22 protein-coding genes are annotated in these 24,535 nt (G+C 44.2%); 14 read left to right on the top strand and 8 right to left on the bottom strand.

Going from position 1 to position 24,535, the window contains the following annotated elements; all coding sequences use genetic code 11:
• Nucleotides 1-57: 57 nt before the first annotated feature.
• From H1R16_RS10880 to H1R16_RS10870, 3 genes are all read left to right on the top strand, one after another.
• Nucleotides 58-438, top strand: coding sequence for a YtxH domain-containing protein (locus tag H1R16_RS10880; RefSeq protein WP_181886524.1), 381 nt, complete (start codon nucleotides 58-60; stop codon nucleotides 436-438).
• A gap of 66 nt (nucleotides 439-504) precedes the next feature.
• Nucleotides 505-819, top strand: coding sequence for a phage holin family protein (locus H1R16_RS10875; RefSeq protein ID WP_181886525.1), 315 nt, complete (start codon nucleotides 505-507; stop codon nucleotides 817-819).
• The gene (locus tag H1R16_RS10870; RefSeq protein WP_181886526.1) at nucleotides 819-1,316 is read left to right on the top strand and encodes a phosphoribosyl-ATP pyrophosphatase; all 498 of its coding nucleotides are present in this window, start codon (nucleotides 819-821) and stop codon (nucleotides 1,314-1,316) included. Before H1R16_RS10875 ends, H1R16_RS10870 begins: the two co-directional genes overlap by 1 nt.
• 60 nt (nucleotides 1,317-1,376) lie before the next feature.
• Here the strand turns inward: H1R16_RS10870 and H1R16_RS10865 are convergent, their stop codons facing one another.
• A complete protein-coding gene (locus H1R16_RS10865; protein WP_181886527.1) occupies nucleotides 1,377-1,931 on the bottom strand; it encodes a thioredoxin family protein in 555 nt (184 codons plus the stop codon).
• Between the two features lie 80 nt (nucleotides 1,932-2,011).
• On the opposite strand from H1R16_RS10865, the gene H1R16_RS10860 reads away from it, so the two are divergent.
• The 6 genes from H1R16_RS10860 to H1R16_RS10835 all read left to right on the top strand — a co-directional run bounded on the left by H1R16_RS10860 (nucleotide 2,012) and on the right by H1R16_RS10835 (nucleotide 7,509).
• Nucleotides 2,012-2,914 carry a lysophospholipid acyltransferase family protein gene (locus tag H1R16_RS10860; protein ID WP_181886528.1) on the top strand — a complete coding sequence of 301 codons (903 nt, stop codon included), beginning with the start codon at nucleotides 2,012-2,014 and terminating at the stop codon, nucleotides 2,912-2,914.
• Nucleotides 2,911-3,885, top strand: coding sequence for a glycosyltransferase family 2 protein (locus tag H1R16_RS10855; RefSeq protein WP_181886529.1), 975 nt, complete (start codon nucleotides 2,911-2,913; stop codon nucleotides 3,883-3,885). The genes H1R16_RS10860 and H1R16_RS10855 overlap by 4 nt, the downstream gene beginning before the upstream one ends.
• Nucleotides 3,886-3,951: 66 nt before the next feature.
• Nucleotides 3,952-4,812 carry an alpha/beta hydrolase gene (locus tag H1R16_RS10850; protein ID WP_181886530.1) on the top strand — a complete coding sequence of 287 codons (861 nt, stop codon included), beginning with the start codon at nucleotides 3,952-3,954 and terminating at the stop codon, nucleotides 4,810-4,812.
• A 50-nt stretch (nucleotides 4,813-4,862) separates the two neighbouring features.
• A complete protein-coding gene (locus H1R16_RS10845) occupies nucleotides 4,863-6,137 on the top strand; it encodes a hemolysin family protein (protein ID WP_181886531.1) in 1,275 nt (424 codons plus the stop codon).
• A gap of 12 nt (nucleotides 6,138-6,149) precedes the next feature.
• Nucleotides 6,150-6,926 carry an alpha/beta hydrolase gene (locus H1R16_RS10840; RefSeq protein WP_181886532.1) on the top strand — a complete coding sequence of 259 codons (777 nt, stop codon included), beginning with the start codon at nucleotides 6,150-6,152 and terminating at the stop codon, nucleotides 6,924-6,926.
• Nucleotides 6,927-6,951: 25 nt separating this feature from the next.
• Complete coding sequence (locus H1R16_RS10835; protein ID WP_187350424.1) at nucleotides 6,952-7,509, top strand: 3'-5' exonuclease; 558 nt, start codon at nucleotides 6,952-6,954, stop codon at nucleotides 7,507-7,509.
• 12 nt (nucleotides 7,510-7,521) lie between these two features.
• Here the strand turns inward: H1R16_RS10835 and apaG are convergent, their stop codons facing one another.
• The 7 genes from apaG to glgB form a co-directional block, all read right to left on the bottom strand.
• Nucleotides 7,522-7,908, bottom strand: a complete 387-nt coding sequence (gene apaG / locus H1R16_RS10830) for a Co2+/Mg2+ efflux protein ApaG (protein WP_181886533.1) — start codon at nucleotides 7,906-7,908, stop codon at nucleotides 7,522-7,524.
• 80 nt (nucleotides 7,909-7,988) lie between these two features.
• Nucleotides 7,989-9,242: a 2-oxoglutarate dehydrogenase complex dihydrolipoyllysine-residue succinyltransferase gene (gene odhB / locus H1R16_RS10825; protein WP_181886534.1), complete on the bottom strand. Its 1,254-nt coding sequence runs from the start codon at nucleotides 9,240-9,242 to the stop codon at nucleotides 7,989-7,991.
• 30 nt (nucleotides 9,243-9,272) lie between these two features.
• Entirely contained in the window at nucleotides 9,273-12,074 is a 2,802-nt protein-coding gene (locus H1R16_RS10820) for a 2-oxoglutarate dehydrogenase E1 component (protein ID WP_181886535.1), read from the bottom strand.
• Between the two features lie 121 nt (nucleotides 12,075-12,195).
• Nucleotides 12,196-13,236 carry an SRPBCC family protein gene (locus H1R16_RS10815; protein ID WP_181886536.1) on the bottom strand — a complete coding sequence of 347 codons (1,041 nt, stop codon included), beginning with the start codon at nucleotides 13,234-13,236 and terminating at the stop codon, nucleotides 12,196-12,198.
• A gap of 133 nt (nucleotides 13,237-13,369) precedes the next feature.
• Complete coding sequence (locus H1R16_RS10810; RefSeq protein WP_181886537.1) at nucleotides 13,370-14,638, bottom strand: glucose-1-phosphate adenylyltransferase; 1,269 nt, start codon at nucleotides 14,636-14,638, stop codon at nucleotides 13,370-13,372.
• 52 nt (nucleotides 14,639-14,690) lie between these two features.
• Nucleotides 14,691-16,100, bottom strand: a complete 1,410-nt coding sequence (locus H1R16_RS10805; RefSeq protein ID WP_181886538.1) for a glycogen synthase — start codon at nucleotides 16,098-16,100, stop codon at nucleotides 14,691-14,693.
• A 67-nt stretch (nucleotides 16,101-16,167) separates the two neighbouring features.
• Complete coding sequence (glgB, locus tag H1R16_RS10800; RefSeq protein ID WP_181886539.1) at nucleotides 16,168-18,498, bottom strand: 1,4-alpha-glucan branching protein GlgB; 2,331 nt, start codon at nucleotides 18,496-18,498, stop codon at nucleotides 16,168-16,170.
• Between the two features lie 176 nt (nucleotides 18,499-18,674).
• On the opposite strand from glgB, the gene H1R16_RS10795 reads away from it, so the two are divergent.
• The 5 genes from H1R16_RS10795 to H1R16_RS10775 all read left to right on the top strand — a co-directional run bounded on the left by H1R16_RS10795 (nucleotide 18,675) and on the right by H1R16_RS10775 (nucleotide 24,509).
• Nucleotides 18,675-19,811, top strand: a complete 1,137-nt coding sequence (locus H1R16_RS10795; RefSeq protein WP_181886540.1) for an alpha/beta hydrolase-fold protein — start codon at nucleotides 18,675-18,677, stop codon at nucleotides 19,809-19,811.
• A 56-nt stretch (nucleotides 19,812-19,867) separates the two neighbouring features.
• On the top strand, nucleotides 19,868-21,286 hold the full coding sequence (locus H1R16_RS10790; protein WP_181886541.1) for a leucyl aminopeptidase family protein: 1,419 nt from the start codon (nucleotides 19,868-19,870) through the stop codon (nucleotides 21,284-21,286).
• A gap of 141 nt (nucleotides 21,287-21,427) precedes the next feature.
• Nucleotides 21,428-22,639: an ATP-grasp domain-containing protein gene (locus tag H1R16_RS10785; RefSeq protein WP_181886542.1), complete on the top strand. Its 1,212-nt coding sequence runs from the start codon at nucleotides 21,428-21,430 to the stop codon at nucleotides 22,637-22,639.
• A gap of 80 nt (nucleotides 22,640-22,719) precedes the next feature.
• A complete protein-coding gene (locus H1R16_RS10780; protein WP_181886543.1) occupies nucleotides 22,720-23,433 on the top strand; it encodes an alpha/beta hydrolase-fold protein in 714 nt (237 codons plus the stop codon).
• 116 nt (nucleotides 23,434-23,549) lie between these two features.
• Nucleotides 23,550-24,509, top strand: a complete 960-nt coding sequence (locus tag H1R16_RS10775) for an ATP-grasp domain-containing protein (protein ID WP_181886544.1) — start codon at nucleotides 23,550-23,552, stop codon at nucleotides 24,507-24,509.
• The last annotated feature ends 26 nt before the right edge of the window (nucleotides 24,510-24,535 follow it).

Below are 24,535 nucleotides of genomic sequence, written 5' to 3'. Positions count from 1 at the left end.
TATATTGTTGAAATAGATATGTTCAATTAATATTCTAACAATTTAAAATTAAATAAGATGTCGAAAAAAGGTAACAATGCAGCAGCGGTATTAGCAGGATTGCTCGCAGGTGCTGCAGCAGGTGTGGTATTGGGTATGCTTTATGCTCCGGAAGAAGGAAAGGAAACCAGAAAGAAAATAAAGGAAAAAGCAAATGACCTGAAAGACCAGGCCGTGGACCAGTACGGAAAAGTTACAGAAAAAGCGAAAGAGAAATATACTGAAGTATCAGGAATCGTGAGAGACCAATACGGTAATATTTCCTCCACCTTTAAAGAAACAGTTGATAATGTAGCTCATACTGTTCGCGACGGGTACGACAAATACAAAGATCAGGCAGTAGCACAGGCTACAGATGTAGTGAAAGATGTTGAAACTGAACTAGACGGTCTGAAATAACTGCTTTGCACTCCAATATAAAAGGAACAGTAATGTTCCTTTTTTTTTAACTGAAACCCATTTACTATGCTGGACCTCTTAAAAGATTACGCACTTAAACGTGTAGACCTGCTTAAAATGGAAGCAACCGAAAAAGGTGTGCTCACGGTATCAACTATCATCTTATCCGTAGTGATGGCCGTTTTTGCGCTTTTTTTTCTTATACTACTTAATATTGGAATCGCCCTCCTGATTGGCTCTGCGCTGGACAGTAACGCTTACGGTTTCCTGATTGTTGCAGGATTTTATTTGCTGATTATGCTGATCCTTGTTTTTGCGGGCAAATCAATCAAGGATATGATTTCCAATAAACTGATAAAAATGTTTAATACACCGGACTAATGGGCACGAAATACAGTAATCTGGAAGAACTTAGACGAAAAAAAGCACTCCTGAAGAAAGAGGTTTCCGAAATGGAAGACCTTCTGACCTTTGATAATACGAAGGAGAGCCTGAGTGCATTTACAAACGGTTTTACCGATCAGTTCCTCAAAGAGGAAACAGATGAAAACGGTGAGAAAACCCTTGCGGTAAAAAAGGAAGAGATAATGCGCCGGATCAGTTCTGGGGTGAAGGAACAGCTTCTAAGCAGAAATGCGGTATTGGGTTTTGCAGACAGCGCAGTAAAAGCTGGGGCTGTAGAAAATGCGCTAAAACTAGGCGTGGTTGCATTGGTCGGGAATTACGCAAGAAAAAATCTCCGAAGCACCAGTTGGAAAAACAAACTTATTGGAGCAGCGCTGATTTATTTAGCACCTTTCGCCTTGAGATTTATACGCCGAAAACTCGTAGAATACCAAAAGAACAGGAGTGTTTCCAGTATGGAACAGCTGATTTGATCTGCAGACAGTAAAATCACAGAATATAGCCGCCATTCTTTTAAAATGACGGCTTTATTATTATCTCCACTTCTCCAGAAAAGCGATAACCTTTTCTTTACTGTATCCCTTTTCCTCTTCCAGCACCGCACTGTCCTGGGTATGGATGAGCTTTCCTGAGCTGTCCAATACTATAAAGACCGGATAACCATATTTTTCACCAGGATTGCCATACCTGCTGAAAACCTCTTCATTTTTATTCTCCGGCGAATAATTCAAATGATAATACAGATAGTTTTGGTCCACAATGGACTTTAGTTCCGGTGTGGTCTGAATAAAATTATTAAAGCGAAGACACCAGATGCACCAGTTACCGCCGGCCTGCAATATGATTTTCTTGTCTTCCTTCCGTGCCTGCGCTATTAGCATTTCAATACGTGCTGAAGCATCTTCATCCGCATTATAAGGTTTCGGAAGCTTCCCCTTTTCAGCGTCCGCCATCTTTTTGTCTGCCACAGCTTTACTACTGTCCACCACCGCTGTGGTTTCCGCTGCTTTGTCAGATTCATTATTTTTGGAACACGCCGTCGCAAATAGTGCCGCTAAACAGACTGCGCTGATATTTTTGTAGTTCATGATCTATAATTTTGCTGAAGCTTATCGCTCTGCAAATTTCTGTCCATTTCCTTAATATGTAGTACATTTGCAGGCAACACATGAATCTAATATTTAAAATTGCACTTCTGTTCTCGCGACTCCCAATGAGGGTTCTCTACCTTTTTTCGGATGTCATCTTCTTTATCATTTTCTACCTGATAAGATACAGGACAAAAGTTGTACTTCAAAACCTCAAAAACTCGTTCCCTGAAAAAAGTAACACGGAACTTAAAAAGATCAGGAGAAAATTCTACCGCAATTTTGCCGATTACCTTGTGGAAACTCTTAAAGCATTCACTGTATCCACAAACGAACTAAAGGTGCGTGTGCAGCACATTAACAGGGATGTTTTCCGGAACGCACATGCCGAAGGCAGGAATATTATCATGCTTACAGGACATATTTTTAACTGGGAATGGTTTACCGCACTCGCTACAATGGTTCCGCAATCCAGTTGCCGTCCGGTGTACCGGCGGATGCAGAATTCTTTTTGGGATAAGAAGATAAAATCCATACGCAATGCTCACGGTAATTTTGCCCTGGAAGCAGGCGATGTAATTCGTGATGTACTGAAAACGCCTAATAACGGGGACACCATCTACATGTTTGTGGCCGACCAAACTCCCAATCATCACCAGGTTGACATTGGAATCGGATTCTTAAACCAACCCACTCCTGTCTTCCGCGGATATGACAAGTTGGCTACACGTCTGAACCTCCAGTTTGTATACTGTGAAATGAAAAAGGTGAAGCGAGGATTCTATCAGGTAAACTATCATACGATAGAACCGGACGGCGATAAATTCATTGAAAATGAAGTTGTTCTGAAGTTCCATAAAATGCTGGAAAATACAATCAACAAAAACCCCGATAATTATCTTTGGTCACACCGTAAATGGAAATACTCGGGACTGATTAAAAGTCTTCTGAGCACGGAATCATTAAAGAAATCGACCGCGTGAGCCAGTTAGCAATTGTAATCCTGAACTGGAACGGCCAGAACTGGCTTCAGAAATTCCTGCCGGATGTTGTAAAATATTCTCCCGGTGCAGATATCTTTGTAATAGACAACGCATCTACAGATAATTCCGTGTCATTCCTTAACGAAAGTTTTCCCATGGTTAAAGTTGTTCAGAACGAAAAGAACTTTGGTTTCGCGGGTGGCTATAATGAAGGTTTGAAAAATATCAGCGCTGATATTTACTGCCTGCTTAATTCTGATGTAGAAGTTACTGAGAACTGGTTGCAACCCGTTTTGGATCTGTTTAACCGAGATGCGAAAATTGCTGCCATCCAGCCTAAGATCCTGGACTATAACAGGCGTAGCTATTTTGAGTATGCAGGTGCTGCCGGCGGAATGATTGACAATTTGGGTTACCCGTACTGCAGAGGGCGCAAGTTTGAAAATATTGAAACCGACAACGGACAGTACAATGATGAAACCCAAATATTCTGGGCTTCGGGATGTTGCCTGTTTGTAAGGTCTGAGGTGTTTTGGGCAGCAAATGGTTTTGACGAAAGGTTCTTTGCGCATCAGGAAGAAATAGACCTTTGCTGGAGGTTGCAAAATAATGGCCATAAGATTTTTTATACGGAAAATTCCACGGTATACCATGTTGGTGGCGGCACACTGAATAAACAAAGTCCGCAGAAAACATTTCTGAACATGCGTAACAACCTGACCATGCTTCTTAAAAACCTTCCTGTGGCTCAGTTACTGTGGATCATTCCGGCCCGAATGATCCTGGACGGTTTTGCAGCTTTCTATTTTCTGATTAATCAGGGGCCCTCTCACTTCTTGGCAGTTTTGAGGGCACATTTTTCTTTTTACGCTCAAATACCCGGAACACTGAAACTTCGGGGAGAAAAACAGATCAGCAGGTTCTTTCAGACTAAATGGTTGATATTTAAGCATTTTACAGGTAAACATTAAGCCACAAACTACCTTCAGTCCTTCTGACATCGCTAAAAGAAAATTTTAGCTACATTTATATTGATTATGAATGTGGATGTTTACTTTATTTTAACTGTAGTTACGGTGGCTATCCTTGCCATCGGTATATTCATCTACCTCTTTCAGCACAGATTTTTCTTTCAGCCTGAGAAACTGCCACCCGACTTCAAATTTGCCTATGAACATCTGAACGCAGAAGAAATGTCTGTATCGCCTGAATCGGGAGCTACAATCAGTTACCTGCACTTTCATGTGGATGAACCTAAAGGGGTGGTTTTATATCTGAAAGGAAATACCAAGAGCATAAAAGGTTGGGGCAAATTTGCTATAGATTTTACACGACTAAACTACGAAGTAATTATGATGGATTACCGCGGCTTTGGCAAAAGTACCGGCCGCAGAACTTCAGACGCGATGAAGCGGGACTCTCAGTTTATCTACAATATTGCTAAAAAACTTTTCACGGAAGACAAGATCATCGTCTACGGCCGATCTCTGGGAAGTGGTTTCGCAGCGCGTTTGGCATCCAAAAACAATCCGAGGCTTCTAATTCTCACCTCGCCGCTTTACTCTCTGCAGCGAACCATACAGCGCTATCTGCCTTTCATGCCGGCCAAACCTTTTCTGCGGTATAATCTTCCAACCTTTCATTATCTTAAAAATGTACGCTGCCCTATAAAGATCATCCATGGCAGTGATGACAGGTTGGTACCGATTAATACTGCGGTAGATCTTTCCGAAATCAATCCGCAACTTACGCGTCTGTATGTAATCCTGCGTGCCGGCCATATTGATGTGCATCAGTTTGAGGAATACCACCGTGTGATGGAAGAGATCTTTGAAGAAAGAAAGGTCTTCATTGATGCAGAAAAAACCAGTCTTTCCTACTCACACCGAAAAGATTAAAAGCTGAATGCGGATGCAATAAATTATATTTGCAAAAATAAAATTTCTGAATGGAGCTCCTCATCATAGTCTTACTTGTTCTGCTTAACGGCATATTTTCAATGTCCGAGATGTCATTGGTCTCTTCACGAAAGTTTAAACTCGAAAATGCCGGTAAAAAAGGAAGCAGTGGCGCAAAAAAAGCACTGCAGCTATCCGAAAATCCGACCAGGTTTCTGTCAACCGTGCAAATTGGTATTACGCTTATAGGAATTCTTCTCGGGGTCTATTCGGGCGAGAACCTGACCACGGATTTCCAGAACTTTCTTGCAAAAATCCCAGCCCTGGAAGCTTATTCCAAGCCGCTCGCTACAACCGGTATCGTAGTTTTCATTACTTACCTGTCTATCCTTCTCGGTGAACTGTTACCTAAGCGGATTGCAATGACTTTCCCGGAGCGCATAATTACGATGGTAGCCAAACCAATGGACCTTCTGTCTAAGATTACCTCGCCGTTTGTATGGCTGCTGAGCACATCAAACAATCTTATATTGAAGCTTTTAGGGATAAAGAGTAATTCCGACAGTATCATCACCGAAGAGGAAATTAAATCTATCGTAAGAGAAAGTGCGCAGGAAGGAGAAATAGAGCAGATAGAGCATAATATTGTAGAGCGGGTGTTCGAACTCGGCGACCGAAAGATCAACACCCTCCTTACTCACAGAACCGCGATGACCTTTTTCAGCGTCGAAGACAGTCTGGAAGAGATCATGGCCGCCATCCGTAATGATAAACATGCGGCCTATCCTGTAACCCGGGGAAATAACCTTGATGACATCCTCGGAATTGTATTGCTGAAGGACCTTTTCCCAATAGACAATCCTGAAACATTCAGTCTGGAAAAATACCTGAAGCAGCCGGTTTACCTTAATGAAAACTATTACGCCTATAAAGTGCTGGAGCTTTTCAGGAAACAGAAAAATCATTACGGCATTGTAATAGATGAGTATGGAAATACAGTGGGTATCGTTACGTTGGATGATGTTCTTGATGCGCTGGTTGGCGATACGGTAACTGAAGATTATTTTGACTACCGCATAACTGAAAGAGACCAAAACTCCTGGCTGGCCGACGGGCAGTTTCCGATTGTTGAGTTCCTGAAATACTTTGACCTTGACTATGAATTTGACAACCGTGACCACTATACTACAATGGTTGGTCTGTTCCTTAGCGAAAACGGCGGCACCGCCAACGTGGGCGACAAAATCCGTATTGAGGACCTGGAACTGGAGATCATAGATAAGGACGGACAGCGGGTCGATAAAATCCTGATCACGAGAGACTAACGTAAATCCAGTATGACCAAATTGCTCCAGTATTTCCAGGAAAAGGTGGTTTTTCTGCCTACACCTTTGGCAAAAGAATATCAATTTGATTTTGATGTTCCTTTTGACGAGCACTTTTGGGAAACCCCGTATGAGGGCCTGATTAACGCACTTCATTTCCGGGTGCAGCAGCCGCACGGCATTATTGTTTACTACCATGGCAACGCAGACAATCTGAGCCGCTGGGGAAATATCGCCAAAGAGTTAACCTCCTACGGATATGATGTTTTGTTAATGGATTACCGCGGATACGGCAAAAGTACCGGTCCCCGCAGTGAGAAGGTCCTGTATGCTGATGCACAGTTTGTATATGATTATGCCAGAGAAATGTATGGCGAAGACAGGACTGTGGTCTACGGCCGTAGCCTGGGTGGAGCTTTCGCTGTAAAAACAGGTGCCGACAATAATCCCAAAGCTGTGATTCTGGAAGCTGCCTTTTACAATTTGCAGGATGTGGTGAACCAATGGCTTCCCGGTAAAGTTACGGACAGGGTTTCGCCGAAGATGACTTATCATTTTCTTTCAAACAGAATAATAAAGCAAGTGTCTTCGCCCCTTTATCAATTTCACGGGACAAAGGACCGAACAGTGCCGCTGCGTTCCGGTAAAAAGCTATTTGAACTTTTCGAATCTGCGCATCCTCACCTTCCCAAGAAATTTATTGAAATAGGCGATGGACATCATGACGACCTGTCAAAATCTGAATTATATCAGCAGGAACTCCAGACTATACTTCAGGAAAAGCCATAACGGTAAGTGAATACATTTTAACTATATGATTGATTTTTGCGCGATAGATTTTGAAACCGCTACACATGAAAGAAATTCTGCCTGTGAAATGGGCATCAGTGTGGTAGAAAACGGCGAAATTATTAAAACGCAGACCTGGCTGATAAAGCCTCCCAGTTTTCCCTATTTTCATCCGCGGAATATTGATGTGCACGGCATCACGCCTGAGGATGTACAGGACTCCCCTACTTTTGAGGATATCTGGCATGAGGCAGAAAATCTGATGTACGGAAATCTTATGATTGCGCACAACGCGTCTTTTGATGCCGGTGTATTACGCAGCTGCCTCGATTACTATGGATTCTTCAAGCCAAAACTGAACTACCTGTGCAGCATATCGCTGGCCAAGAAATCATGGAAAAACCTGCCGAAATACGGTTTGAAAAGTCTGGCGGAACAGCACCAACTTTCATTCAACCACCACCGTGCCGGAGATGATGCGGAGGTATGTGCGAAACTGTCACTGCTGGCCTTTAACAATCTGATGGTCACGCGAAACGACGAAATTCATGAGGTAATGAAGAAAAGTATAAAAATTCTGTAAAATTTACGAATCCTAATTACTCAGGACCTGCGCCATCAGGTTAAATTTGGGGATTTCAATTTCAATGGGCTCGCCGGTTTCAGTATTTATACAGTAATACTTGCCGGTCATATTCCCAACACCTGACCGAATCATCACATTAGAGAAATATTTGAACTCCTCACCTATCGCAATCTCCGGCGTCAGGCCTATGACGCCATCACCGTTAACCTCGGTAAAGCCAAATCCGACATCATAAATAAGCCATTGTCTTTTCAGGATTTGTACCGGATGGGTACTCAAATTTTCAATGGTAATATTGTAGCGGAAAACAAAACGGTTATCCGAGGGGAAACTGTTTTTCGCATCATATTCAGGTAATACGGTTACCTTAATTTCAGAAGTAATTTTTGAATACATAATTATTACTTTCAACATATATTACAAAAATCCCGCCTTTATCTGGCGGGATTTAATATTTAATGGTTTTCACTGATACCCTAAAGTTCAAGAGCCTTTCTTTCGTCTCCGTTCATAAGGTGTTCTACAGGATTGTCAATACCTTCTTTCACTGCAACAAGGAAACCTACTGATTCTCTGCCGTCAATGATTCTGTGGTCGTAAGACATGGCAAGATACATCATCGGACGGATAACCACCTGCCCGTCTACAGCTACAGGACGCTGGATAATGTTGTGCATTCCCAGGATTGCAGACTGTGGTGGGTTAATAATAGGTGTGGAAAGCATGGAACCGAATACACCGCCATTGGTAATTGTGAAGGTACCGCCGGTCATTTCGTCTACACTGATGCCTCCTTCTCTAACCTTATCAGCTAAAGATTTAATATTGGCCTCAACACCTCTGAAAGTCATATTTTCAGCATTCCTCAATACGGGAACCATAAGTCCTTTTGGACCTGAAACAGCAATCGAGATATCGCAGAATTCATAATTTGTCTTGAAATCACCGTCAATTGATGCATTAACATCCGGATACATCTGAAGTGCACGGGTAACTGCTTTGGTAAAGAAAGACATAAAGCCTAAACCAACACCGTGCTTCTGGCTGAATTCATCTTTGTACTGCTTTCTGATTCTGAAGATTTCAGACATGTCCACCTCGTTGAAGGTAGTAAGCATTGCTGTTTCATTCTTTACAGAAACAAGTCTTACTGCCAGTTTCCTTCTCAACATGGAAAGTTTGGTCCTGCTGGCCGCGCGGCTTCCACCAGCTGATGCTGACCCCATTGCAGGGACTGCAGCAGTTTCTGCATCCTGTTTTGTAATCCTGCCATCTTTGCCGGTACCGGATACCTGCGTGGACGTCATACCTTTTTCATCCAGAATTTTCTTGGCGGCAGGAGACGGAGTTCCCGCGGCATAAGATGCAGCAGCAGGTTTCTCTTCTTTCTTAGCTTCCTGTACAATTTCCGGTTTTTCAACGGTTTTCTGTTCTGCCTGTGGTGCCTGTGCGTTTTCCGCAGCAACCGGCGCATCAGATGCAGGCTTAGCCGCATCTACATCAATAAGGCAAACAACCTGTCCAACCTGAACAACTTCCCCCTCCTCAGCTTTCAGTGTAATAATACCGCTCTGCTCTGCAGGGAGTTCCAATGTTGCTTTATCGGAATCTACTTCTGCAATAGGCTGGTCTTTTTCTACATAATCGCCGTCCTGAACCAACCAGGTTGCAATTTCAACTTCGGTGATGGATTCTCCCGGGGAGGGAACTTTCATTTCTAATATTGACATCGTTGATATTTTTGTTAATTTTTTAATCGATTAGGCAGTTACCGGTCTTTTTGAAGGTTCATCCTGGCGGTCAAAAACCCTGTTTATGATAGTTGCCTGGTTTCTTTCGAACATTTTGTGGCTTCCCGGTGCAGGTGTTCCGCTTTGTACCGGTGCTATAACCTCAATACCATGAGAACGGAAATTCCTGAGTATATAAGACCATGCGCCCATATTTTCCGGTTCTTCCTGAACCCAGATAACCTGTTTGCGGTTGCTGTATTTCTCAAGGACCTCATCTACTTTATCCTGCTGAAGCGGATAAAGCTGTTCAAGTCTTACGAGGGCTATATTTTCGCAGGCCAATTCTTCTTTTTTGGTCAGCAGCTCATAATAAAGTTTACCGGAACAAAGTACAAGTTTTTCCACTTTTGACGCATCAGCCTGTGTATCATCCAGAATTGGCTGGAAGCTTCCCTGAGCCAGATCTTCCAATGGAGATACTACGCGCGGATGTCTTAGCAGAGACTTTGGAGTCATCACCACCAGAGGCTTGCGGAAGTTAAACTTCAGCTGTCTCCTGAGCAGGTGGAAATAGTTTGCCGGAGTGGTACAGTTGGCAACGATCATATTTTCGTTTGCACAAAGGGTAAGGAAACGTTCGAGACGTGCAGAAGAGTGTTCGGCACCCTGACCTTCGGACCCGTGAGGCAGCAGCATCACCAGACCGTTCTGTATTTTCCATTTTTCTTCAGCTGCAGCCAGATACTGGTCTACTATGATCTGCGCACCATTGACAAAGTCACCAAACTGAGCTTCCCAGACCGTAAGTGTATTTGGAGATGCCATTGCATATCCGTAATCGTAACCTAAAACGGCATATTCAGACAGATGCGAGTTATACACATCGAACCTGCTGTCAGAGATATGTCTCAGCGGAATGAATTCCTCTTCTGTATCCTCGGTTTTAACCACTGCGTGACGGTGGGAGAAGGTTCCTCTTTCCACATCTTCGCCGGATATACGTACATTATTGCCTTCGGTTAGCAGTGTGGCATACGCCAACCATTCGCCAAGAGCCCAGTCCAGGGAATTGGCTTCAATCATCTTCTTACGGGTTTCGTAAAGACGTGTAATTTTGTTGATGAACTTCTTGTCTGAAGGAAGTGTGGACATCTTAATGGCAAGTTCTTTCAGCTGACCCAGATCATAGGTAGTATCTACAGAATTCTGCATAGCCCCTCTTGGACATATAGGAAAAGCTTTCCAGTCATCCTCCATGAAGATGTCCATCGTGTTTCTTTCAATTTCCTTCGAAGCATCAAAATCCTCATCAAGGAGTGCCTTGAACTCGGTTTCCATTTTCTTCAGAACTTCATCAGAAACTATATTCTCTTTAATAAGTTCTGCTTTGTAAATTTCCCTTGGATTAGGGTGCTTGGAAATGGATTTATACAGATTAGGCTGGGTGAAACGTGGCTCATCGCCTTCGTTATGACCGTATTTTCTGTATCCTAGAAGATCTATGTAAACATCTTTTCCAAACTGAGCACGGAAATCGGCCGCGAAACGCATGGCATGAACAACAGCCTCCACATCATCAGCATTAATGTGCATTACAGGAGACTCGGTCACTTTTGCGATATCTGTACAGTAGGTGGATGAACGTGCATCCAGGTAGTTAGTTGTAAAGGAAACCTGATTGTTTACTACGATATGAACAGTTCCGCCGGTTTTGTATCCTTCCAGCGTCATCATCTGAGCAATTTCATATACGATACCCTGACCTGCAATCGCTCCATCGCCATGAATTACGATTGGCAGGACTTTTTTGTAGTCTTTGTATTTGTCATCTACCTTGGCGCGGCAGATCCCTTCAACCAAAGCGGCAACTGTTTCCAGGTGCGATGGGTTTGGCGTAAGGTTTATAGAAACTTCCTCACCGGAAGCTGTTTTTACTTTTTTGGATGAGCCTAAGTGGTATTTCACATCACCGGAGAATACATCTTCCTCAAATTCTTTACCCTCAAATTCAGAAAAAATCTGCTTATAAGACTTCCCGAAGATATTGGTAAGTACGTTCAGACGGCCACGGTGTGCCATACCCAGTACAACTTCGTCCACGCCCAATTGTGAGGAGCGGCTGATAAGCTGGTCAAGAGCAGGGATCAAAGATTCGCCACCTTCCAGTGAAAACCTTTTCTGACCTACAAACTTGGTGTGAAGATAATTTTCGAATGCAACAGCCTGGTTAAGCTTATGCAGGATTTCAGTTTTCTCTTCGGCGGATAGTTTCGCATGATTTTCGTTAACCTGCAGCCATTCGCGGATAAATTTTTTCTCGTCCACGTTGTTGATGTGCATATATTCCACACCGATGGATTCGCAGTAGATTTTCCGGAGGTGATCGATGATCTGCTGAAGAGTAGCCGCACCGCTAAGTCCGGTTTCCGCTGCCGAATTGAACTTTACATTGAGGTCAGCCTGGGTAAGTCCGAAATTCTCGATATCAAGAGTCGGTTCATAATGTCTTCTTTCGCGTACAGGATTGGTATTTGTAAACAGATGTCCGCGGTGTCTGTAAGCTTCAATCAGATTGAGAACCTTGAACTCTTTTTTAATGTCTTCCGGAATTTCTGTACCTGCGGCTGCATTGGAAACTGCCGCCGAATTTGCGGACATTGCCGGAGCAGCTGAAGAATCATCATCAGCATAGTTTTCCAGCGCAAAATCAAAGCCCTGAAAAAATGATTTCCAGGAGGGTTCTACAGAATCGGGATATTTTAGATATTGTTGGTACAGGTCTTCAATTAACTGCGAATGAGCAGCGTTCAGGAATGAAAATTTATCCATTATGACAGTAAATCTGTGTTAGTGTTTATAATAAAATATAAACGTCAAATTTAATAAAAAAAAGCGACTTGTAAACCGCTTTCAATCAAATTTATCTATCGCACCGGTATAGCGCAGTCCGTTACCTGAAAACCGGCAAAATCAGTTTGATACGGACACTGTTTTCGCTTTCAGGAACCTCCAAAAATACCTGCTGAATGTCTCCGTACCGTACATTTTCCTTTTTGGCATTCTGAAGCAGTTTTTGAATTGAACCGACCCTGCCACTGTACGAACCTTGATAATAAATCACGTACGACTGAGTTTCATTTATGGTTCTGAATGAAAAACTGTTGTCCGAAACTCCCACTCTTTTTGAAAGGGGAATACCTAAAAAATAGGAAACATCCTTGTCCTTATAATTGTCTGCACCCGTTACTAATACTGCATAGCCAAATTCATCCTCACGCTTGTCCAGATCATTCAGTACAAAGTTATACACCTTGTTGTGGTTCATCACAATATTGCGGAACAGCGCTTCCCTGGTATTGGTAGCCGAGACATTGATACCCAGGAGCAGTTGCCCCTCCTGCTTCTCCACCATCAGGCTGTCATATTTAATACTGCTGATCAGATACTCTTTTTCCACTTTATTTCCCAGTAAAGCATTGAGGTTAGCCATGCTTCGGTTCAGGTTTTCAGTGAATTCGTCCTCTGTCCACAGATTTGTAATTCTTGACAGCAGTTTGCGTTTCGGCGTATGTATATTCCAGATAATGCGGGTCTGTTCGGGACCGGCTTTTACAAATTTAACATCCACGAGTGTTGGATTGCTTTCTTCACCTTCAAACACCTGCATCCTAAGTGTGCGGTCGGGATTATGGTAGCGGATGAAAAGCTCGCCGGATTTTTCATTTTTCGGATCATCAAAACTGATGGCCGCTCCCTTTCCTTCGTAAGGTTTGTAGTATTCAATCCGCATTGTACGTGAGGAAGAAAAATAATCATTCCAGCGCGTGAAATTCTGCAGCTGGTTAAACTGTGGATACACTTTCTCCACTGGATAATTAATTTCCTTTTCTATTGTGAAACTGTTACTTTCATCTACGAGGCTGTACATCACAGCAGCATAGATTGCGAGCACCAATATGGTGATGAGTAAACCGAACTTAATAAAACGCATGCGCAAAAATAGGTATTTTTTTAAGGCATCTGATAACTCAGAATTCAGCCTCTAATGCGATCCCACATAAAACGCACTAAAAGCGGTACAGAGGCACCGTGTCGCACTTTCAGGTTGAAAGGTTTAAGTAAGGTTACGGGATATGCGTGCCGGCGGGAATCACTGCGCCTTTCTTCAGAACCACAATACCTTCTTTGATGGAATGGGTTTCAAAATCACCGTCAGGGATGTGATGACCGCCGATAATCCTCACATTATCACCGATAGCACAGTTTTTATCAATAATTGTCCTGTCTATATAACAGTATTTTCCGATACCTAAATTAGGCCTGCCCTCCTGGTCATTTTTAACTATTTCATCTGTAGGCTGGTAATAGTCGGATCCCATAATATAAGAGTTCACCACGGTACTTCCTTTATCGATCCTGGTACGGTTCCCCACAATTGAATTTTCAATCTTATCAGCCATTACGATACAGCCGTCACCGAAGACCGCTTTGCTCACATATGAGCCCATAATCTTTGACGGTGGCAGCATACGTGCCCGAGTAAAAATGGGTGATGTACTGAAGAGATTAAACTTTGGGAAGTCCTGACAAAGGTCAATATTGGCCTCGTAAAAACTTTCAGTAGTCCCGATATCCGTCCAGTAACCTTCGTACTGATAGCTTAGGGTCTTCAGTTTGCCAATCGAAGCCGGGATGATGTCCTTTCCGAAATCATCGCCTGAATTTTCCTCGAATAAAGTGCGTAGAACGTTCTTGCTGAAAACATAGATGCCCATTGAGGCCAGATAGTCCTTACCTTCACTGTGGCTTTTCTCGGAAACCTCGGATTTCCAGTCCGCCAGCATTTCCGGCGACGGTTTTTCAATAAATGAGGTAATGTCTCCGTTCTCATCTGATTTCAGGATGCCAAATCCCGGCGCATCCTTCGCATTTACCGGAATGGTTGCAATAGTTATATCCGCCTCATTTTCACAGTGAAAATCAATCATCTGGCGGAAGTTCATCTGGTAAAGCTGGTCGCCCGAAAGTACCAGAATATAGTCGTAGTCGTACTTGCTAAGATGTTTCATGGACTGACGCACCGCATCTGCGGTGCCCTGATACCAGTTTTCATTTCCCACGTTCTGCTCGGCGGCAAGAATATCAACAAAGCCTTTGCTGAAAATATCAAAATGATAGGAGTTCTTGATATGTGAATTCAGCGAAGCTGAATTAAACTGTGTAAGTACCAGAATTTTATTGTAGCCGGAATTGAGGCAGTTAGAGATTGGAATATCAACCAGCCGGTACTTACCTGCAATCGGCACTGCAGGTTTTGAACGGGAATCCGTTAAAGGAAAGAGACGGGTACCGCGACCACCTCCCAAAACGATCGATATTACATTTGCTTTCATATTTATATTTTTTTTGATGCTGAATCTTATTCAGCCTGTAGTTCCTGCGAACCTATTTTCTGTATAAATCTACATAATTTCCCGCAGATTTGTCCCATGAGAAATCGAAATTCATGTTAGTACTGATCAGATGCTGCATAAGTTCATGGTCATGATAAATATGAACAGCCCTTTTCATTGCATGTACCGCAGCATCGGCAGTAGCCTCACCGAAATTAAGACCGGCTCCGCCCGTAGAAATATCCTGTACTGTATCACGCAAACCACCGGTGTACCTTACAATTGGAACAGTACCGTAGCGCATGGCGTACATCTGGTTCAGTCCGCAGGGCTCTACGCGCGAGGGCATAAGAAGGAAGTCGGCAGAGGCATATATCTTATGAGACAGGTACTCCTTGTAACCAAGATCCAGAGCAAAATTGGAAAAAATCATGGCCAGTTCGCTCAGCCTGTTTTCAGTATGACTTTCACCTGAACCTAAAATGATGATGTTTAAGGCCCCGTTTGTTTGCTGAATACTCTGGACAACAATATCAGGCAGCAGATCTGCTCCCTTTTCGGCGGCAAAACGGCCAATGAATCCAAACAGCGGTAAATCCGGATTCAGACCGTATTCTGCACAGAGTTTCTTTTTATTTTCCCATTTGCCCTGACCCGCATTAGCTGCGCTGAAGTTATCATCAAGATACATATCTGTGACCGGATCCCAAACCTCAGTATCAATACCGTTGATGATGCCAAACGCTTTCTGATGTTCCTGCTGTACAAGATTTTCCAAACCTCTGAAATTCTGATAAAGTTCAGCAAGGTAACCTCCTGAAACTGCATTGAAGGCATGGCAGCATTTGATCATGGTAGCCAGTGGATTGATATAACCATCCCAGTCCAGAATGCGCAAATCGGTGCTGCCGTCAATCCACGGAAAATAATCAAGCATTTCCCACCTCATCTGGCCCTGGTACTCGCCGTTATGGATGGTACCAATGGTTTTAACACCTTTCAAAAAATAGAATTCCGGACAGTTTTCTATCATAAACGGCACAAGTCCGGTATGATAATCGTGACAGTGCAGAACGTCCGGACGTATTTTGGCCGTAGCTAACCAGTGAAGCACCGCGTGCTGAAAGGCCAGGAACTGATAGCTTTCATCGTGATAACCGTACGGATTGTCGCGGTCCAGCAGACCTGGTACCTGCACAAGGTACAGTTCGAAGCCGAGCGTATCATTCTCTTCTTTCAGAACGTGAACCCGCAGTTGGTTAGGTGCCTGGTAAATGTATCCGTCAAAGACTGTTTCAAAGTTCCCATTTTGAACGTAGGGCTTATTATACCACGGGATCACCACCCTGGCGGTAACTCCCTGAAGTTTATTCTGATATTTGGGCAGCGCTCCAACCACATCAGCCAGTCCGCCCACTTTGGCTACCGGGAAACATTCCATGGAAAGATGATAAACATCCATATATACTTTTTCGTTTTATTATAACAGTTCAAGCTAAAAGAGCTTTTGCGGCAACACGCGGGAATCTCTACTTTTTCCTACCGGTTTTCGCAGACTTTACAGGTTTTATCACTTCTCCTTCCGCAGAGGTTTCCGCGCCGTTGCCCGAATCCCGGTTTGCCTCAAGTGTTTTGGCGTCAATTTTCTGTTCAGTATTACTGCCCAGCACCGAACTCGAGGAAATAAACGCCGAGTCAGACTTTTTATCTACACTCTTTTTTGTTGTTTCTTTTTTTGATTTCCCCGCTTTTGGTTCGGCGGGCTGACGTGCAGGTTTTTTGGACTGCTGAAAATCTATGGTTTTAGCATCAATTTTCTTTTCTGTATCTGCAGTACTTTCTGAGCCTGCAAAAAGACCTGGTCTTTTCTCTTTTTTTGGTAAGGACATCTTTTCCGAAGGATTTAGGGTTTTATCAGATTTGTTAATTGTGCGCCGCCGATTGGGAGGAGAAACTTTTTGCTGCTGCCGCAATACCACTGCCGCAAGCGGAGGCAAACTTAACACGATTGCGTTAGGCCGGTACATCCATTCATCATCTTCCTCATCTGTTACCAGTGCCGGCGCCCCGCTGCCGCCATATTTTTGGTCATCGGTGTTCAATACGGTTGCCCAGGAGGTGCCTTCGTTAACGCCGATTTTATAGTCCAGCACATTGGGAGTGAGATTTAAAACAATCATCAATACCTCTTCATCCTTCCTTCCTTTACGCAAGTATACGAAAACAGAGTTCGCATCGTCATTTGCTTCCACCCATTCAAACCCGGAAGGGTCAAACTGACTGCTGTAAAGTGCAGGTTCATTACGGTAAAGGCGGTTCAGATCTTTAACCAGCTGCTGCATCCCTTTATGATAGTTGTGCTCCAGCAAATGCCAGTCCAGTGACGCAGCAAATTTCCATTCTGCGGTTTGCGCAAACTCATTTCCCATGAAAAGAAGCTTGGCTGCGGGATGCGTGAACATATAAGCGTAAAGTGCCCGGAGATTGGCAAACTTCTGCCATTCGTCGCCGGGCATCTTATAAACCATACTCGCCTTGCCATGCACCACTTCATCATGAGACAGAGGCATCATATAGTTTGCATTGAAAACATAGGCCGACGAAAATGTAATTTTATTGTGTTCGTATTTCCGGTTAACCGGGTCCTCTTTAAAATACTTCAGCGTATCATGCATCCAACCCATCATCCACTTCATCCCGAAACCGATTCCGCCGTCATGTACAGGCGTGGTAAGCAGGGGAAAGTCCGAACTTTCCTCAGCAATGGTAAGGATTTCCGGAAACTCGCGGTAAACGGCAATATTGAATTCCTGCAGAAATTCCTTGGCTTCAAGATTTACATTACCTCCGAACAAATTGGGTATCCACTCGCCCACTTCACGTGCATAATCAAGGTAGAGCATGGACGTAACGGCATCTACCCTCAGGCCGTCGGCGTGATAGCGGTCCAGCCAAAACATAGCGTTGGAAATCAGAAAAGATTTTACTTCGGGACGGCCGTAATTGAACAGATACGAGCTCCATTGCGGATGAAAGCCCTGGCGTGGATCTTCATGTTCATAGAGGTAAGTACCGTCAAAAACATGAAGCCCGTTGGCATCGCCCGGGAAGTGCGACGGCACCCAGTCCAGTATGACACCTATATTATTTCTGTGCAGTTCATCAATCAGGAACATAAGGTCCTGCGGCGCTCCGAAACGGGAATTCGCAGCAAAAAAGCCTGTGATCTGGTAACCCCAGCTTGGCTCGTAAGGGTGCTCCATCACGGGCATAAATTCCACATGAGTAAAACCCATTTCTTTAATATAGGGTACCAGTCGCTCAGCAATTTCGCGGTAGCTCAGGAAACGTTCGGGGTCTTCAGTACCGCGCATCCACGAACCCAAATGCATTTCATATACAGAAATCGGCGCCTGCAGACTGTTGTTTTTATGTCTGCCCGACATCCATTCAGAGTCATTCCACTCGTACCAGGTGGTAGAGACAAGTGATGCTGCCTGTACATTCTGCTCGAAACTCAGGGCATAAGGATCGCTTTTTTCCAGCAGCGCACCGGTTTTTGTCCGGATTCCATATTTGTAAGGCGCACCCCATTTTACATCAGCAATAAAACCCTCCCAAATACCGGAGCCGTCCCACCTGGGCAAAAGTCTATGCCTTTCAGAATCCCATCCGTTAAAATCAGCTATTACCGAAACCTCCTCGGCATGTGGAGCCCAGAGTGAAAAACAGGTCCCGGCCTTACCATCAAGTTCAGCTTCGTGTGAGCCGAATTTATCGTACAGCCTGTAATGTTTCCCTTCGCGGAAAAGGTAGATATCATGCTCGGTGAACCGTGAGTAAGGATGAACATTCTGCATAATAAAAAGGGAGTATAATGTGTGTAAAGGTGCCTGAATACAAATTAAAGCATATTCTCTCAAAATTACACATTAAATTTCTAAGTACAGCCACAAAACAGAAGCGGAACTGTATGAGAAACGCTTTGTTAATTTACGGCGAATTATATTTACTTTTGATACCGTAACTGATGCTGATGAAATTCAATCTGATTTCTGCCGAAAATGATGAGCGGCCCGTATACATAACCGGAAACTTCAATAACTGGGATTCCCGGGACGGGGATTTCATGCTGGAGAAACTGGAAGCAGACACCTATTCCATTGATATTCCTGCGCATTTACTTCCTGACAACATAGAGTATAAGTTTACAAAAGGAGGCTGGGAAAATGTGGAAATTGACCGTTACGGCAACATCACCCGAAACCGCAAGGCCTTAAAAGGCGATGAAACCAATGACATGGTGGAGAAGTGGCGCACAAACTGGGGACCGTTCAAGGATGAGTTTTTTCCGATTATTGAACTCATCAGTGAAGAGTTCGCGATACCGCAGCTGGACAAAACACGCAAAATATGGGCGCTGCTGCCGCACAATTACTATAAAACAGACCGCAGCTACCCCGTACTTTATCTGCAGGATGCTCAGAACCTTTTTCATGAAGGTTCGCCGTTCGGCAACTGGGAGATTGATCGGAAAATGTCTATTTTGGCTGAATACGGACGGGGCGACCTCATCATCATTGCTATTGAAAACGGTCATCAGGACCGCATCAGCGAGTACATTCTGGACTCCGACTCCATAGCACAGAATGCCGAAGGTAAAAAATACGTCCGTTTCCTGGCAGACACTCTGAAACCCTTTGTTGATACAACCTACCGAACACTGTCGGAGCGCGAATTTACAGGCATAGGTGGCAGTTCACTCGGAGGGCTTATCAGTATTTACGGTGGATTTCTATATCCTGAAGTATATTCCAAACTGATGATTTTTTCACCCTCGCTGTGGGTGAACCCCGATTATGATTTTCCAATGATGAATTTCAAATCGCCATACAGCACAAAAGTATATATGTACGGCGGCCTGCAGGAAGGCGCCGATATGGCAGAACGGATGCGCGAATTCGAAAAACGGATGGAAGGGTCAGAAAACCAATATTCCGTACAGTTTGATTTTAAACTGAGCTTCAATCCCGAAGGCCGGCATCAGGAATTTTACTGGTCTCAGGAATTCCCGCGTGCGGTGGAATGGCTTTTCTTCGACTCCCATGAAGATCCAAAAGAGCTCTCCGAAAGAGCAGTGGCAGACAAAACGAAGGATATCAGCCAGTCCTAAATCTTAATCATTCATTTCGGCCGGCACTAATCCGGTTTAAAAACAAAATACAGCATATGCGCATCAATATTAAATCTTTTGCAGAACAGAAAAATATAAGCCAACACTTTATCTTCACTACTGAAAAGGACTGGAAAGAGCTGGGCGCAACGTACAGAAAATCAACCGGTGATCAGTTTACAGGAAAGAAAGGCGAAACCTTCATCACCGTTAATGAGGACGATGTAAAATTTTTTATCGGTCTTGGCGATGATCCAAAAGACTTCGATATTCAGGAAACAGCAGCGAAATTTTCGTGGAATTTCCGCAAAAAGATAAAGCCACAGACTACGAATCTGATCTGCATGAACAGTATGGGTGAAAATCTAAAACCGATACTGACAGGCCTGTATCTTGGAACGTACGAGTATCCGTTTGAAAGTAAACATCCCTTTTTTACTGAAGGTTTCGAGCTTATCGCAGAAACAGTTGCCGATGCCCTGGAAACCGCCGCCTTTGAGGCAAAAGCTTTATGCGAAGGTGAATTTGCCTGCCGTGAATGGCTGAACAAGCCTCAGAATCACAAGAAAGTACATCACCTTTTGCAATATCTTTCTGAGATCTCCGAGAAGTATGGTTTTAAGAAAATTTCATTTAACCGCGAGCAATGCGAAAAGTTAGGATTAGGCGCGTTTCTGTCCGTAAACCAGGGAAGTGTGCAGGACTGTGCTTTTACAATCCTGGAATATAACTGTGGAACTGCGGAGGCTAAGACTCTGGGATTAGTGGGTAAATGCGTACTTTTCGACACAGGCGGAATTTCCATTAAATCTTCGGACAATCTCCACTATATGAAATCGGATATGGGCGGTGCTACTGCGGTGATCGGAGCAATGATTACGGCAGCGGAACGGAAACTTCCTGTAAACATCATCGCTGTTCTACCCATCACAGACAATGCAGTTTCAGCCAGCGCCTATGTTCCGAGTGATGTAGTGCGTGCCTATAACGGCAAGACCATTGAGGTAATCAACACAGATGCGGAAGGCCGCATGACGCTGGCAGACGGGCTTTCTTACCTGGCCGACAATTACAAAACCGATATCATGATAGACCTGGCTACACTTACAGGAAGTTCAGTAAGGATGTTCGGCGGAACCTGCGGTGCTCTCTTCACTAATGATCAGGCACTGGGCAACCAACTACAGGTCGTTGGCGACCGTACTAACCAGCGCCTGTGGAATATGCCGATGTGGGACATCTGGAAGGAAGACTTCAAATCCGATGTAGCGGATTTTAAGAATATTTCACTGAAACCTGTAGGCGACTGTATAGTGGCTGCAAAATTTCTGGAGCAGTTTATAGGCGGTCATCCAAGATGGGCGCATCTCGATATTGCGGGTGTGGCATTCGGTCCTGTTCCTTATGCAAAAGAAAAAGCCGCAACGGGTTACGGTGTACAGCTGCTCATCAACTTTATGGAAAATATGAGCTAATATATTCCGCAGTATAAAAAAAAGCAGTATTATTGATATGTATTTCTGAATCAGCGCCAAATACCGAAAACAGGTACGATTTTTAAATACAGAAGGAAGTATTATTTTAAATAATTCAACCTTTTCAATAAAACACTGCACATGGAGAAAAAAACGATTGTCTGCATTTCCTGCTATTTCAAGGGAGCCGATTTTATGGATGAACTCCATTTACTGGGCAACGAAATCATCCTGATTACTTCGGAAAATCTCAAAGACCGGGCCTGGCCCTGGCATGCCATAGCAAAATCGTATTATATGCAGGAGGTCAGCTACTCGGTGTGGAACCTGGATCATCTGGTGCAGGGGTTCTCCCATCTGATGCGGACTACAAAAATAGATGCAGTGGTGGCTTTGGATGATTATGATGTGGAAAAAGCGGCGCTTATACGCGAAAATTTCAGAATCCCCGGCATGGGTCAGACTACGCACCGGTATTTCCGTGATAAGCTGGCGATGAGACAGCGCGCTTTGGACAAGAGCATCAGTGTTCCGGAATTTACTGCGATTTTCAATGATAGCGAAATAGATAATTTCGCAGCCAAAGTACCCGGGCCGTGGGTGCTGAAACCCCGTTCCGAAGCTTCCGCGACCGGGATCAGGAAAATAAGTGACCGCGAACAGCTGTGGGAAACCGTAAACAGTCTGGGCGAAGAAAGATATCTTTTCCTTCTGGAAAGTTTCAAACCCGGCGATGTCTATCATGTAGACAGCTTAACCTATCAGGGAAAAGTAATATTTACCTCCGCGTCCAAATACCTTTCGCCACCCATGCAGGTGGCACATGACGGCGGCGTGTTCCGTTCGCAGACGCTGAACCGAACCTCAAAAGAATTTAAAGAGCTTGAGGCCCTTAACAAGAAACTGCTTCAGGGTTTTGGCCTCATGAACGGCGCGACCCACAGTGAATTTATAAAAGGTAAAGACGATGGCAAATGGTACTTCCTGGAAACTTCGTCACGGGTGGGCGGCGCTCATATTCCGGACCTCGTAGAAGCCTCCACCGGAATCAATATCTGGCGCGAATGGGCACGGATGGAGGATCATCTGCTGAAAAACATCCCTTATAAACTTCAGAAACCCACGTCCTTTGCCGCGGGACTTCTGGTTGCCCTTACCAGCCGTAAAAATCCGGAGTACACAGAATTTATGTGCGACGAAGTATACAGATTCCTGTCCATTGAAAACCACATTGGAATCGTATACCGGTCACAGGATGAACGGCAGGTCTTGAAACGGCTGGATGAAACCGCCGAAAAAGTGACAGAGCAATATCTATCGGTAATTCCGCCGAAGGATAAGCCTTCCTCATAAAATCATACTTTTAATCATGATGGAAATGCGGCCATCAATCCTTTAAAACCGGCTCCATTCGCTTAAATACAGAAAAACCTATGACTACAGCTGAACATACCGATTATTACTCTCACATCTTGGGTATGAGCCTGAAAGTGGAGGTTACAGGACATTACGGGTTTCCCGTTATTATGTTTCCCACCTCCCGCGGATCATATACCCAGAATCATGATTTTAAGCTGAATGAAAGTATAGAGGCACTTGTAAGCAGCGGCAAAGTAAAACTCTACAATATTCAGACGCTGGATTCGGAAAGCCTGTATGACAAGACCATCAGTCCGCAGGAAAGAATCAGGATATATGAATTATGGGTTCAGTTTATGAGTCAGGAATTCATTCCCTTTATCCAGAAATCACATCAGACTGCACGTGTAGCACTGGCCGGCGCAAGTTTCGGCGGTTATCATGCTGCCAATCTGGCATTTCGCTTTCCGGACCTTGTTTCTCATCTTTTCTGCCTGAGCGGCGCTTTCACAATCAGGAATTTCATGGACGGATACAACAGCGACCTCGTATATTTTAACTGTCCGCGTGAGTTTGTACTTAACGATGAAGGCTGGAAATACAGGCATATGCATATTGTTTTAAGCACTTCGGATCAGGACATCTGTCTGGATCAGACAAAGGAAATGTCTGCCATATTAAACCAAAAAGGCATTAACCACTGGTACGACGAGCAAAAGTGGATCTCGCACGACTGGCCGCTTTGGCGCATGGTTTTTCCCACGTTTGCGGGAAGGTTTTTTGGATGAAAGCAGACAGGAGGCAGTTTGATAGTCTGATAAAATCTCACAGTCAAACAGTTTAGCAGTTTAGCAGTTTAGCAGTTTTACATAAATCAACATTCAAATAGTAAAGACACAATATTATGGCAAAAAAAGTAGGAATATTATTCGGGATGGAAGATACCTTTCCATGGGAATTCATCAATAAAGTAAATGAACTGGGCAAAGGTGAAGTTATCGCCGAACCCGTTATGATAGACAAGCTGGAGCAGGGCGCCGATTACGGTTATGCCGTCATAATCGACCGTATTTCTCAGGATGTCCCGTTCTACCGGGCATATTTGAAGAACGCCGCGGTTTGCGGCACGTACGTCATTAATAATCCGTTCTGGTGGAGTGCCGATGAGAAGTTCTTTAACAATGCACTTATGTCCAAGATTGGCGTACCGCTTCCTAAAACAGTACTCCTGCCGTCCAGCGACAGGCCGTCCGAAACCACAGAGACTTCTTTCCGGAATATGAAATTCCCGCTGGACTGGGAATACATATTTGACTATGTAGGTTTTCCATGCTATATGAAACCGCATGACGGTGGCGGCTGGAAAAACGTTTACCGCTGCACGGACAAGGAGGATCTTTGGCAAAAGCTAAGCGAAACCGGTGAACTTGTAATGATGGTACAGGAAGAGATCGTTTTTGATGATTATTACCGTGTGTACTGTCTGGGGCAGAAATACGTGCACATCATGCCTTATGAACCCCGCAATCCGCACCATTTGCGCTATGCTACCGAACATCAGACCCAGGGCGCGCAGCGCAAGAAACTTCTTAAGACCATAACCGATCTTACGCTGAAAATGAACAAAGCCCTGGGCTATGATTTCAACACGGTGGAGTTTGCAGTGCGCGACGGTATCCCTTACGCAATCGACTTCTGTAATCCAGCTCCCGATGCAGACCGCAATTCGGTGGGAGAAGAAAACTTCGCGTGGATCGTGGAGCATGCCGCAAAACTGGCCATTGAAAAGGCAAATGAATATGTGCCGGGCAAGACCAATATTGCCTGGGGCAATTTTGTTAAAGATGGGCTTGGTAAAAAATAATCCGGCTGATCCCGACTTTCGGTGAA

Source organism: Marnyiella aurantia, from assembly GCF_014041915.1.
GTDB classification, from domain to species: domain Bacteria; phylum Bacteroidota; class Bacteroidia; order Flavobacteriales; family Weeksellaceae; genus Marnyiella; species Marnyiella aurantia.
Note: the sequence above shows the minus strand (reverse complement) of the source record. Positions and strands in the feature narration are given on the sequence as shown.